At 46.4% G+C, this 12,208-nt stretch carries 16 protein-coding genes; all 16 read left to right on the top strand.

Going from position 1 to position 12,208, the window contains the following annotated elements; translation table 11 throughout:
• Nucleotides 1–3 precede the first annotated feature (3 nt).
• The 16 genes from ADS79_RS26795 (at nt 4) to ADS79_RS26725 (ending at nt 11,770) form a co-directional block, all read left to right on the top strand.
• Entirely contained in the window at nt 4–579 is a 576-nt protein-coding gene (locus ADS79_RS26795; protein ID WP_049741510.1) for a phage virion morphogenesis protein, read from the top strand.
• 15 nt (nt 580–594) lie between these two features.
• Nucleotides 595–948 carry a hypothetical protein gene (locus tag ADS79_RS26790; RefSeq protein ID WP_049741509.1) on the top strand — a complete coding sequence of 118 codons (354 nt, stop codon included), beginning with the start codon at nt 595–597 and terminating at the stop codon, nt 946–948.
• Nucleotides 949–1,485, top strand: coding sequence for a phage neck terminator protein (locus ADS79_RS26785; RefSeq protein ID WP_049741508.1), 537 nt, complete (start codon nt 949–951; stop codon nt 1,483–1,485).
• Between the two features lie 18 nt (nt 1,486–1,503).
• Nucleotides 1,504–2,610: a DUF3383 family protein gene (locus ADS79_RS26780; protein ID WP_049741507.1), complete on the top strand. Its 1,107-nt coding sequence runs from the start codon at nt 1,504–1,506 to the stop codon at nt 2,608–2,610.
• An 18-nt stretch (nt 2,611–2,628) separates the two neighbouring features.
• The gene (locus ADS79_RS26775) at nt 2,629–3,063 is read left to right on the top strand and encodes a tail tube family protein (protein WP_049741506.1); all 435 of its coding nucleotides are present in this window, start codon (nt 2,629–2,631) and stop codon (nt 3,061–3,063) included.
• Nucleotides 3,064–3,121: 58 nt separating this feature from the next.
• The gene (locus ADS79_RS26770; protein ID WP_049741505.1) at nt 3,122–3,610 is read left to right on the top strand and encodes a phage tail assembly chaperone; all 489 of its coding nucleotides are present in this window, start codon (nt 3,122–3,124) and stop codon (nt 3,608–3,610) included.
• 59 nt (nt 3,611–3,669) lie between these two features.
• Nucleotides 3,670–3,795, top strand: a complete 126-nt coding sequence (locus ADS79_RS36445) for a DUF6889 family protein (RefSeq protein ID WP_255323562.1) — start codon at nt 3,670–3,672, stop codon at nt 3,793–3,795.
• Entirely contained in the window at nt 3,792–5,684 is a 1,893-nt protein-coding gene (locus ADS79_RS26765) for a hypothetical protein (protein ID WP_049741504.1), read from the top strand. The genes ADS79_RS36445 and ADS79_RS26765 overlap by 4 nt, the downstream gene beginning before the upstream one ends.
• Before the next feature lie 15 nt (nt 5,685–5,699).
• Nucleotides 5,700–6,269, top strand: coding sequence for a phage baseplate protein (locus tag ADS79_RS26760; RefSeq protein ID WP_201783427.1), 570 nt, complete (start codon nt 5,700–5,702; stop codon nt 6,267–6,269).
• A gap of 10 nt (nt 6,270–6,279) precedes the next feature.
• A complete protein-coding gene (locus ADS79_RS36785; protein WP_409362428.1) occupies nt 6,280–6,621 on the top strand; it encodes a phage baseplate plug family protein in 342 nt (113 codons plus the stop codon).
• Between the two features lie 136 nt (nt 6,622–6,757).
• Nucleotides 6,758–7,399 (top strand): hypothetical protein, encoded by a 642-nt coding sequence (locus ADS79_RS26750; protein ID WP_049741502.1) that lies wholly within the window; start codon nt 6,758–6,760, stop codon nt 7,397–7,399.
• Between the two features lie 83 nt (nt 7,400–7,482).
• Complete coding sequence (locus tag ADS79_RS26745; protein ID WP_049741501.1) at nt 7,483–8,952, top strand: phage protein; 1,470 nt, start codon at nt 7,483–7,485, stop codon at nt 8,950–8,952.
• A 4-nt stretch (nt 8,953–8,956) separates the two neighbouring features.
• Nucleotides 8,957–9,556 carry a Gp138 family membrane-puncturing spike protein gene (locus tag ADS79_RS26740; protein WP_049741500.1) on the top strand — a complete coding sequence of 200 codons (600 nt, stop codon included), beginning with the start codon at nt 8,957–8,959 and terminating at the stop codon, nt 9,554–9,556.
• A complete protein-coding gene (locus ADS79_RS26735; protein ID WP_049741499.1) occupies nt 9,553–9,915 on the top strand; it encodes a contractile injection system sheath initiator in 363 nt (120 codons plus the stop codon). The genes ADS79_RS26740 and ADS79_RS26735 overlap by 4 nt, the downstream gene beginning before the upstream one ends.
• 3 nt (nt 9,916–9,918) lie before the next feature.
• On the top strand, nt 9,919–11,100 hold the full coding sequence (locus tag ADS79_RS26730) for a baseplate J/gp47 family protein (RefSeq protein WP_049741498.1): 1,182 nt from the start codon (nt 9,919–9,921) through the stop codon (nt 11,098–11,100).
• Nucleotides 11,101–11,107: 7 nt separating this feature from the next.
• On the top strand, nt 11,108–11,770 hold the full coding sequence (locus ADS79_RS26725) for a baseplate wedge 1 family protein (RefSeq protein WP_049741497.1): 663 nt from the start codon (nt 11,108–11,110) through the stop codon (nt 11,768–11,770).
• The last annotated feature ends 438 nt before the right edge of the window (nt 11,771–12,208 follow it).

Genomic DNA, 12,208 nt, shown 5'->3' with positions numbered 1-12,208 from the left:
GGCATGTTCAACCTCTTTGGACAAGTCACTACTGGGATTGATAAAACAAACGAGATTAAGAAAATTATTGATGACCTGGCAAACAGGCAAGTGTACGTGGGGATTCCGGAAGGAGAGTCAAGTCAAAGAGGACAGGGTGATCCTATTTCCAATGCTGAGCTGCTATACGCCCATACTCATGGTATCCGTCAAAAGGCTATGCGTGATGAGATGAACCCAAGGGTTGAAAGCGGCGAAATGACGTACAGCAAAGCGTATGAATTATGGATACAGACGCATGGCTCACCTCTTTGGCGTTCGCCGCCACGTCCCGTACTCGAACCAGCGATTGAGCACAACAAAGAAGCTATCGCCAAGCAGTTGGGGAAGGTATCAGAGGTTGCGTTGGATGGTGGCGATCCAGAACCCGAACTACATAGGGCAGGTCTGATGGGACAAAATTTTGCCCGAGGCTGGTTCACCGATCCACAGAACAACTGGGCGCCAAACTCTCCAATCACAGAAGAGAGAAAAGGCAGTGACAGACCACTCATTGATAAGGGCGAGCTCCGCAAGGCTATCACGTATGTTGTGAAGTAGGAAGGATGAGTACATGTGATCGATGTTAGCGAAGTGATTACCGACCCTGATTTTGCGCAGCCATTCACTGTTCATCGAAAAGGTGGTGACTGGGTAAAAGGACGTTGGGTATCCTCAGACGTACCACCAATCAGGATGACAGGCGTGGTCATTGTAGCAGACGCAAAGACACTTGAGCAGTTGCCAGAGGGTGACCGCGTTACCGGGCTGATGAGTTTTTACTCGACTCAAGAACTGTTTGAGACCCGGGAAGAAGGTACGTCGGATCAAATTGAGTGGCGCGGCGAGCGCTACCGAGTCAAGCGTGTTTTCCCGTATGTCGACTATGGATACTACAAAGCAGTCGCAGAAAGGGTGAAAGGTAAGTAGATGTCAGATATTGCACTTTCCCTTACAGCGATCGAAGATATTTTTCAAGCTTGCACGCTTAACATTCTTGGTCTTGATCCTGAAGCAGAAGAGAATCAAAACCGCATTCGCATTGGTTACCCGGCAGATGGTGCCCCCGCATGGGAGCGTACCGATGATGTCGGGTTTATTATTGTCTCGCCTGCAAATGACCCATACGCACAACCAGTAGAGCGAAGCTATTCCCAGACAAGCGAGACAACTGCCGATAATGTATCGAGCTATACCCGTGTCCATCAAGTGCAATGGACGTTCTACGGACCGAGCAGCTTTGATGATGCAGACAGAGTACGCGCGGGCCTGTTCAGGAGTCCGCTGCTATTCTCGCCCATGCATCTTGTAACCGATGTGCCTACTCCCGTTCGATTGCCTGAACTGTTTGGCGGGCAATGGTGGGAGCGAACGTCATTTACAGCCAGATTCAATGAAAAGGTTGTCCGTAGTTCTACTGTTCATTACATTGAGGCAGCAGAAATAAAAGTAGTTCCAGATAGATAAGAAAGGCAGGTGTTTTGATTGGCACTTTCTCTTGATGAAATTGTACGCGTGAATGTCATAGTGTCACCCATGGCGCAGAGCGCTGGAACCTTCGACATCGGTTTGATCGTGGGGAAATCGACAAACATTCCCGTAGAAGATCGGGTCAAGATATATTCTAGCCTCTCAGACATGAAGTCGGACGGATGGAAAGAATCTGATCCTGAATGCGCAGCTGCTACCATTTATTTCAGCCAAGACCCAACTCCGGTTAAATTGGTAGTCGGTAGGTGGGATGATGCTAATGCTGAAACGGCGGTTGAAGCAATCACAGCTTGCCGAGCAGCTAACAATGATTGGTATAGCTCCTACATCGTGAATACAACATCAGCGGAAATCGAGGCAGTAGCAGCAACCGTTGAAGCAATGGAACCAGCGTCCACGTACTTTTACACGACCGATGATGAAGCCGTAAAAGCAGGAACCACGGGAAACATCATGGAGATTTTGAAAAACAAATCGTATAAACGAACGTTTGGTCAATATAGCACCACTCCGCATGCAGCCGTAGCAGCAATGGGTTATGCGATGGGCGCTAACACGGGTGGTGCAAACTCGGCATATACACTGGCTTACAAAACACAAGTCGGGGTTACACCTGAGAAGCTATCCACTACAGAAGCTTTGAAAATTCGTGAGCTAAACGGGAACGTGTATACCAATTTTGGACCAAAATTCAAGCTGCTTACACAAGGAAAGATGGCAAGCGGTGTTTCCTTCGACGAGGTATTGAATCTCGATATGCTCCAAGCAGAAATCCAGATTGGGGCAGTCAATGCCTTGGTCATGGCAAAGAAAATCCCGCAAACAGAGGATGGACTGTCTCTCTTGGTGAGTGCAATTTCAGAGCAGTGTGATAAATCAGTGATCCGCGGTGCGATTGCTCCTGGCGTGTGGAAGGGCTCTCCGATCCTCACCCTTCAAAGGGGAGATACGCTGTCCAAGGGCTATTTGGTTCTTGCGGAAAGAATCGCAGATCAAACACAAGACGAACGAGATAAGCGAGTTGCACCGCCTATTTACGTTCCAGTCAAGATGGCTGGGGCTATTGAGCATGTTGTTGTTAACGTGACGGTGAATCGCTAGAGGAAGGAGGGAATGTAAGTGTACTCTACTTATAGCTTTGCTGACCTTGCAGGGGTACTTGCACACCCAGCTGTGGGTCAGTATGTAGCGACAGGCGAAGGTACTGGTAGCATTTCGGTATCTATGACGACCGATCGTTCCGCTCATGACGTTGCTGCTGATGGTGCTGTCATGGTATCGAAAATCAAAGGGCGAAATGGCACGATTACGATTTCGGTACAACAGACATCTGCCCTGAATAAGTGGCTGTTGAAATTGTACAACTACCTGGAGCAAGCCCCTTCATCGGAATGGGCTGGTATTTCGATCACGCTTCGTTCATCCACGATGCAAGATTTGATTCGAGCAACAGGAGTCTCTTTTCAAAAGCTACCGGACAAGCCATTCCAAGCACAAGGGCAGCAGGTTTCTTGGGTGTTCATGGCGGCAGATATCGATCAGTCAGTGGCTTAATTGAATAACACAAATACGGGGAGCTGAGGGGCTCTTTTTTTAATGGGGAGGTTCAATCATGCAAGCACCAGTTAAGCATAAAGACGTGGAAATCGGCGGTCGGAAGTTCCGTATTCGGAAGTTTCCGGCCAGATCGGGTTCTTTCATCCTGATCAAATTAACGACAATCCTGATGCCTATTTTCACATCATTAATGCCACTGTTCAAAAGTGGATTAATGAAGGATGCAAAGGAGGGCTCCTTCGATGATTTCAAAGTTGATGACAAAGTAATCTCGGCAGTAATGAGCCAACTTGGAAATATCGCTGAGCAAGACTTTGCCTACATTCAGGACCAAGCGTTGAAGGTTTGCTACGAGTCACTGTCAGCGGGTCTAGCCCCTGTACTAAATGAGAATGGCACATTTGGTGTTGCAGATCTGGAGGACGACACAATGTTGGTAATGGGGCTTACCATCCATGCACTTGTGTTTAATCTGACAAGTTTTTTTCAAGGCAGCGGCCTGGGTGGAATCGTTCCGGGCCTGATTTCGTCCCGGCAAGACTAGAAAACGTTGACGAGTTTCTATTCGCTCCCGTTCTTGCTGGAATGTGGGACCATCGCGACGTGGTTCAAGATGTATACGACCTCGACGACTTGCTCGACGCTCACGAAATCCTTGACGTGAAACAAGAGAATAAACGCAGAGCAGACGAAATTGCCGACCTGCGCCAGAGGGGGTTAATCGGATGATTGATGTCATCAAAGAGTATCTGGTCTCTCTCGGCATGAAGGTGGACAAGGATTCTTTCCAAGAGGCATCCGATACAATGCAGGCTGTTGAAAATGGAGCCAAAAAGTTCATCGGTACTGCATCAAAAGGATTTGCTATCGCAGGCACAGCAATCGTCACTTCGATGGTTGCTGCAAACGCTGGTATCTATTCCTTTCTTAGCAGTTTGGCAACGGCTGACCTCGAAACGGAAAAGTTTGCTCGGAAAATGTGGATGTCCAAAGATGCAGCTTCTGAGTTACAGAGCACGCTCAAAGCAATGGGTGCTACGATTGAGGACCTATACTTGAGCCCTGAACTAATGGGCGACTTCAAGTCTTTACGAGCAACGATTAAAGATATGAAGCCCCCTGCGGAGTTTGCAGACCAAATGAAATTCATTCGGGGCATTCAATTTGAGTTCCAACAACTTAAATTGTCTGGCAGCTACGCCCTCCAGTGGATTGGTTACTATCTGTTCAAGTACATGGAGGGTCCTTTAAAGCGAACCAAAAATACCCTTCAGGACATCAACAAGAAGATCATCAAGGACATGCCGCACTGGACAAAAAATGTGGCGCAGGCCATAAGCTGGGTAGGCCGGCTAGGGTTCACGATTGTAAAGGCTGGTACGGATATATACAGGTTATTTTCTAAATTGGGTGAGAAAATTCCGCAGGAAATCAAGGTAATTGGAGCAGCGTTACTGGGCTTAGGGTTAATTTTACGAACCGGGCCGCTGGGGATTGCCTTTACTCTTCTAACGAGCATCCTTTTGCTACTTGATGACTTCTATACCTACCTTGAAGGTGGCGAAAGTGCTTTTGGTCCCTTCTGGAAAAAGCTTATGGATTTCATCAATTTGCTAAAGAACAACGGGACGATCAAACGATTCGGGGAAGCCATCCAAGAAGTATTCGGCAAGATTGGAACAGGTGTACTTGATGCAATTGGATGGATCGAACGGCTCTACAAAAAGTTCGAAGAAGACGGGACGATAGATAATTTCAAAGAAGGTATCCTAACCAACCTATCCACGGCTACTGAAGCTTTTAAAGACTTCGGTTCATGGGTTGGGGAAGTCTTTGAAAATATAAACGAAGAAGGTCATTTAACTGGGCTGATTAACTCCCTAGCTGATTTAGGTAGAGAACTTTCCTATATATACTCCGAGCTTTATAAAGGGGTATCAAAGTTCGTGAACGAGCTGTACGGGCTTGAGGAAACGAAACAAGTGCTGACGTGGATCGGTGATTTCTTAGAGGGACAGCTGAAATTTGCTCTTCAAACCATTAACGAGACTATCAAGGCAGTCACATTTTCTCTCAAGTCAGCCAGGGCATTCATCACAGGCGATGATGCGCTAATGGAAGAGGCAAAAAGGGACTTTTTCGGGGAAGATGAGAATCCCGCAGCACCTGAGAGTGGCTCCACCGGATACAAACGGCTGCCGAGGGAAGCGCTACGGGAAGCAAAGGAACAGGGATCGAAAACGCAGGATACCCGCCTTGAATCGAGCATTAACAGTTTGCCGCGGGGATTGGAACCGTCATTCAAAAAAGCGTTGAATGATTCCGATCTAGTGAAAGGTTTCCGCAATTTCAACCAGGACCTAAACGAGGGTTTCACTCGAATGGCTATGATGATTAACCCCGAGGCATTCCAACAATACGAGGCCATGGCGAGCGGAATGTATGCCAATAGCTACATGTACAACACAACCTCGTCGTCTAAACAAACGCTCGTCTACAACACCAACAACCCCGTATTCAACATCGCCAGCTCACAGCCAGGGGAAGTTGCACGAGAGGTAAACAATCAATGGTCAGACTACAATCTTAATCAACGTTCTATGCGAAATCCTTACTAATGCGGAGGTAGAAAGATGGCACAGAATCCTATTCTTGATCTTAATTCGCCTCCCATATCGTCGCTTGTCTATTTGAAAACCAACATTGGCGGCTGGTTCTTCGACGCATTCTTGCGATCGACGCACACTAGCCGCCTTAAAATTACAGATCACCCTGTTCAAACTGGAGCTGCACTTACAGATCACTCTTACCTTGAGCCACAAGAACTGACGATGGAGATCGGTATGTCGGATGCGGCAACGAGCCTGATACCTGGGCAGTTTACTGGCGGTTGGAGCCGATCTGTTCAGGCGTTCAAGGTGTTGCAGGAGTTACAAGCTATCCGGGTGCCGATCCAAGTCCATTCAAGGCTTAGGCTTTATCAAAACATGCTGATCGAAGAAATATCAGCTCCAGACGATTTCACCACTCTGAATGCTCTACGCTGTACGGTCACATTGCGCGAGATTACCGTCTCACAAGTACGAACGGTCAAGATTAGCAGTAAGCCAGCTGTGACAGATCGGGCTAATAGAGGTAAGGGAGAGCCAATAAGAGATCAAAGCGTGGCTCATCAGATCAAACAAAAGCTATTAGGACAATAGAGGTGATAACATGGCATATACCATTTTACCCATCGCACCTTCTATTAATCAGAATTTTACTTGTACACTACCTATAGGTTCACAGAACGTCACTTTGGACTTCTCACTGACATATAACACTCCAGGAGGTTACTGGTTCATGTCGATTTCTAATCATGATTCGGGCGAGAAATTGATCGATGCTCTTCCACTTCTCCCTGGAGAATACCCGTCAGCGAACCTGTTAGGACAGCATAGTTATCTCAAAATTGGCAGTGCTGTAATCATATCTGTTTCAGGAAACAGCCTCATTCCTACTTTTGATTCATTAGGAAAAGATCATTTAGTAGTATGGAGTGACAATGCAAATTAGACGTTACCCCTTCGGTGACGTCTCTTCTGCCTTTCTATTGGCTATCATAATTTCAAGCAATCTACAGAATTCGACAAACTATTGAAGACCATATGTGTTAGCATCAATTTATTAAAATTAAGTCGGAGGTGTTTTGATGAAGAGTAAAATATTACTCCTTCTTATTGCACTGATTTTTTCTGTCTCATTCGGGACAAACACATTGGCAGCCACTACACCGGTAGCGAGTAATACTCAAAAGATTCCTCCAAATGTTAAGACGCTTGACGATCTTCTAAATCACCTGATAAGTAACGGTGTCATCAAGAATATGGAAGACGCAAGGAACTACATGGAAAATAATAAGCAAGTGATTTTAAATATAAAACCTAATATTATTGATTTCGGATACACAGTAAGACTTTACGAAGAAATCAACTCTGCTGCACGCAAAGATGGCTTGAAAAAATTAGTTTATGGAAATAAAGAGATACAACAGTGGACAATACCTGTTGTGGTGATGAATCATGATTCTCAACCACAAGAAATTAGCAAAGAAAATTTCGCACTGGTTCCTAATTTACTTCCAAAGGACAATGAATTATACGTACTGGCATTAGACGCAGAATACATAACAGATGACTCATCTGGAAAAACTCTCGATAAAGTAATTATTCAGCCAGATAAAGAGGTTTATCTCAATGTAACGTTTTATGTCTCCCCCATGACATTTATGCAGAATGTGAAGTTAAGGATGTATGATGGCAAAGATCATACAGATATAAAAATTACGAAGTAATGCCTAGTTTCATATTTTCTGTTAAAACGCTCCTGATTGGGGCGTTTTTTATTTTGGGTCATCCAGATGGGGAGGTGGTAGATATGGGGGATATTCGAAGTATTGCTATTTACGAAGCCCAAACGCAAGGCGTCGACGTTAACATTGTGCTGGCAACAATTGAAGCGGAGACGAATTTTACTAATAAGACTGGAGACCAAGGGCGTTCATTAGGACCCGGACAAGTTCAACCACGATGGCACAACGATGATTTCGTATGGGCAGCAAATCGGTTTAGACTTAATTGGCCATCTACTCTACAAGAACAGACAAATCTAGTACTTAGCAATGATCAGTTTGCTGTAGCTGTAGCAGTACGAGTAATCGGTAAGACGTGGCGTGCATCTAAACAGAACTTTCGAGAATTCTCATTGATCTACGTTGGGAAGAAGATACCGGATAGTGATTACTTGCGCCGTCTTAAGATTTACCAAAAATATGCTGGTGGGGGCGCAGGTGGTTCGTGGACCCCTTCTGCTTCCGCACCAAGTGGTGCAATAGGAGGACTCGGAGGTGGAGGGCAATCCGCGAATCTCATCAATGATATTACTTTGCCATCCACTAACTATGGTATCGTCGCAAATAGTCAGAAGGCCGGTAATGTTCTGTACGGGCGAAGATATCGAGTGCTCATTTCTAACGGTAAAAGTACTGCGTTGGACGTTTCTGACTTGAGATGTGTGTTTGATATCAAAAAAACGCTCACGCCGCAACCGAACTTTTCAACGGTCACCATCTACAACTTGAATACAGAGACAGAAAACCAAGTCATCAACGAAGGAGATACCGTCATTGTGGAGGCTGGATACGAAGGCGAGCAATACGGACTCATCTTTCGTGGTGATGTGATTCAAGCGATACGTGGGAAAGAAGATGGTGTCGATTACAAGTTAATTCTTAACTCTGTGGATGGCGATCGATTCTTTAATAATGGAATGGTCAATATTTCGGTTGCCAAAGGACAGACAGCGCGTAGTCAAATTGGTATTGTTACCAGTCAGGCAAAAGTGCCCACGCAACAAGGTACCATTTCGAATTATTTACAGCCTGCAGCTCTTACAAGAGGGAAAGTGTTTTTCGGGTTGGGTAAAGATTACTTGCGACAGATTGCTCAATCAAACGCAGCTACGTTTTACCTCGAAGATGGCAAGGTGAATATCATCACAGCTCAGGACTACCCACCAAACGAGATTGTCGATCTTGCACCAGAGTCTGGATTGATCGGTACTCCGATGCAAACGGACTTTGGAGTGAGTTTTAAGTGTCTTCTTAATCCGCGATTGAAAATAAATTCGCTTGTTCGGATCGATAACAGTCAAATACAGGCGCAGACCTTTCAATTCGGACAAATTCAGCGAGGGTTGGATGCTGCCGGTATCTATCGCATCATTGGCATTCGGCAGAATGGTGATACGCGTGGAGATGCCTGGTATACAGAGTGCGATACAGTGTCGCAGGCAGGTGGCGTCATTCCAAGTCTGATGCCATCCGGTGGAGCAAATATTTGGAGGTGATCACATGGGGGTTTCCGTACCCGAACGGCTAAAGGAAAACGACGTCGATTTTTATCACACGATGATGGATAAGATTTTCAGTACAATGAGGGTCAGCGTTCCCGGGATCATCAAGAAATTTGATGCTGATAAGCAGACGGCCGAGGTTCAGGTTGCACTGAGAGAACATGTGCAAAAAGAGAACATGGAGTATGAATGGGTGGAGATTGACGTCTTGCTAGATGTCCCAGTAATGTTCCCGCGCGGCGGAGGCTACGTCCTTACCTTTCCAGTTCAGAAGGGTGACGAGTGTCTTGTCGTTTTCTCTGATATGTGTATTGATGCATGGTTTTCGCTCGGTGACATTCAAAACCAGATAGAGAAGAGGCGGCATGACCTTTCAGATGGGATTGCGATCCTTGGTCTGTGGAGCCAGCCGAAGAAGCTGGAGGACTTCTCAGAGAAACATGTGGAGCTCCGCAATGAGGACCGGAGTGAATTCATCCGTATGAAGCCAGGTGCCATTGACCTTGTTGCTCCTGCTGTTCGTGTGAACGGTGTAAATATGACCACGCAGGAAAGGTATAACGAGTGGATCGGTGGGGGAGGGAGAGTGGACACATGAGGTACAGAGAAATGGTCGGCGGTGACTATACGATGGGCAGGCCGTTTCTGACGAAGGCAGCAGCGGTCGGACAGGCAATCTATACCCGGTTGAAACTCTTCATGGAGGAATGGTGGGAGCAGCTGGACGATGGCTTGCCACTCTTTCAAAACATCCTAGGGACGATAGGTCATCCAGATAACATAAAAGGTGTGGACCTGTTGGTACAAGCAAGGATCATTGAGACGCCACATGTAAGCCAGATCACAAATTTCCAGAGCACATATGAAGATCGAACCTACAAGTTCCAATGCACGGCTGAAACAGATTTTGGCGAGGCCATTCCGATTACAATGGCGTTCGGAGGGAGGGAGATTTAATAAATGGCATACTTTGCGCCGTACATTGATGAAACGGGTTATCATATGCCCTCCTATACAGACATTAGAGATGACCTGATCAGTCAAGCGAAACAGATTTTTGGGCAAGACATTTATCTCGGAAATGACAGTCAGGATTATCAGTTCATATCTGCCTTTGCCAATAAGTTATATGACTCCTATCTGATTTGCCAAGCCGTGTACAACAGTCGAGGACCAGCTACCGCGATGGGGCCAGGTTTGGACGTGATCGTTGGAATCAACGGCATTAAACGATTAGGGGATGCGTATTCAAAAGCACCTGCAGTCGTCGGCGGGACTCCGGGTACGGTTATAAAGGATGGCATTGTTTCTGATAATGCTGGGAACTTCTGGTCCCTTCCTTCGTCTATCACGATTGGATCAGATGGGATCTATGCCACGACCGCAACCTGTCAGACGCCAGGACCCATTGAAGCAGAAGCCAATACGATTACAGGAATCGTCACTCCTACATTAGGATGGACCAGTGTCACAAACCCGGAAGCCGCCGTCCCTGGTAAATATACCGAGAGTGACCCTCAGCTGAAAGCACGCCAAGCCATTAGTACAGCCAATCCAAGCCGAACGGTGCTAGAAGGCATAAAAGGTGCTATCGCCGGACTGAGTGGCGTAACAAGGTACGTCGTATACGAGAATGACACAGGCCAAACGAACGAGCTGGAACATCCTCCGCACTCTATCACAGCAGTAGTTGAAGGTGGCGACGATCAGGAGATTGCACAAACCATTGCCAAGCGCAAAACGCCCGGAGGTTATACGAACGGAACCACAACTAAAATGGTGACGGATATGTACGACGAACCCACACCCATTCGTTTTTATCGTCCTACCTATGTAGAGATAGCTGTCGCTGTACAGGTGAAGCGACTCAGTGGATTTACCACTCAGACCGAGGATGACATTAAGAGTTATGTTGCCGACTTTATTAATAGTGTGTTCCTAGGTAACACGACTCTGGTCATTTCGAGTTTGTGGGGAGCTGCTTTGCAAGCCAATAGGGTACTGACGAGCCCCACCTTTTCCATTACAAGTTTGACAGCGGCACGTCTGGGAGAAGCTCAATCATCAGCAGATATCCCCTTGAAGTTTTATGAAGCTGTTCGGGGATCCAAAGTCAATGTCACCGTGAATGTAGTGGGGTGATCAAAAGATGGCGATAGAACCGTATCGTGATTTAATCACTTCACAACACTGGAATAAAGACAAATTCATGCGCTGGCTAACCGTCATGTTAGAGAAAGAGGATGAAGCCGTAAAAGTAGCCGAAAACATACCGGAAGCCTTCTCGGTTGAAAAGGCAGTCGGTGTCCAACTCGATACAGTAGGAGATTTGGTGGGCAGGTCAAGGTACCTGCCTTTTCAATTGGAAGATGGAACCTCACCTGTCATGGCTGACGACATATACCGTATCGCGCTGAAAGCAAAAATCGCCCAGAACCAGTGGGACGGGACGCTTCCGCAAATATATGAGATGTGGGACAATCTGTTTCCAACAGCGCGCCTTAAAATGAACGACAATCAGGACATGACCATGAAAGCAATCATTCGCGGAGACTTAGGGTTGAATAGCGTATTGCTTGTCACGGTGGGATACATCATTCCTAAACCGTCCACCGTCCGAATTAACATTGCATGGCAATCAGAAGTGGAACGAATGGATTACGTAGGCATGCTGGTGACGGGTAAAGACATTACCACGATTGAATCTGAAATGCCCCAAGAGTGGTGGTTCTCCGAAGCGAACAGAATGGATCATGTCGGAGGGATCGTGTCGGGTAAGGATTGGGTAACGATTAAATCAGAAGCTTTATAAGGAGGGGAGAACTGAAATGGCACTTTATCCTATTATGGTCATTACACAACAAGGAAAGAATCTATACGCAAAAGCCCAGTCAGGCATTGCGATCAATTACACGCGTATGCGGATTGGATCGGGTTCATACAGCGGTGATCCAGCTGTTCTGAACGATCTGGTACAGCCTATTGGTTGGGTACCGATCTATGGATTTAGCAGAACGGGCGCGACCGCCCATGTCAAAGGTCGCTTTGAAAACACAGATATTAAACAATCTACGTACTCGTGCGAGATTGGTATTTATGCGCAAGACCCGGATTTGGGAGAAATCCTGTACGGATATACAAATGCGGGAACAAAGGGTGATTACATCCCACCCATTTCAGCTGGACCATTTTCACGAGAGTTTCAGGTAAACATCGCTGTAGGTAGCGCGAGTCAAGTAACGGCTGTCAT

The sequence above is a fragment of the Brevibacillus reuszeri genome (assembly GCF_001187725.1).
Lineage (GTDB): Bacteria > Bacillota > Bacilli > Brevibacillales > Brevibacillaceae > Brevibacillus > Brevibacillus reuszeri.
The sequence above is the reverse complement of the archived record's forward strand: the minus strand, read 5'-3'. Positions and strand labels throughout refer to the sequence as shown.

Coding starts and splice junctions, on each gene's coding strand:
- ADS79_RS26795 (WP_049741510.1), top strand. CDS start 4: ATGTTCAACCTCTTTGGACAAGTCACTACTGGGATTGATAAAACAAAC.
- ADS79_RS26785 (WP_049741508.1), top strand. CDS start 949: ATGTCAGATATTGCACTTTCCCTTACAGCGATCGAAGATATTTTTCAA.
- ADS79_RS26770 (WP_049741505.1), top strand. CDS start 3,122: ATGCAAGCACCAGTTAAGCATAAAGACGTGGAAATCGGCGGTCGGAAG.
- ADS79_RS26765 (WP_049741504.1), top strand. CDS start 3,792: ATGATTGATGTCATCAAAGAGTATCTGGTCTCTCTCGGCATGAAGGTG.
- ADS79_RS26760 (WP_201783427.1), top strand. CDS start 5,700: ATGGCACAGAATCCTATTCTTGATCTTAATTCGCCTCCCATATCGTCG.
- ADS79_RS36785 (WP_409362428.1), top strand. CDS start 6,280: ATGGCATATACCATTTTACCCATCGCACCTTCTATTAATCAGAATTTT.
- ADS79_RS26750 (WP_049741502.1), top strand. CDS start 6,758: ATGAAGAGTAAAATATTACTCCTTCTTATTGCACTGATTTTTTCTGTC.
- ADS79_RS26745 (WP_049741501.1), top strand. CDS start 7,483: ATGGGGGATATTCGAAGTATTGCTATTTACGAAGCCCAAACGCAAGGC.
- ADS79_RS26740 (WP_049741500.1), top strand. CDS start 8,957: ATGGGGGTTTCCGTACCCGAACGGCTAAAGGAAAACGACGTCGATTTT.
- ADS79_RS26735 (WP_049741499.1), top strand. CDS start 9,553: ATGAGGTACAGAGAAATGGTCGGCGGTGACTATACGATGGGCAGGCCG.
- ADS79_RS26730 (WP_049741498.1), top strand. CDS start 9,919: ATGGCATACTTTGCGCCGTACATTGATGAAACGGGTTATCATATGCCC.
- ADS79_RS26725 (WP_049741497.1), top strand. CDS start 11,108: ATGGCGATAGAACCGTATCGTGATTTAATCACTTCACAACACTGGAAT.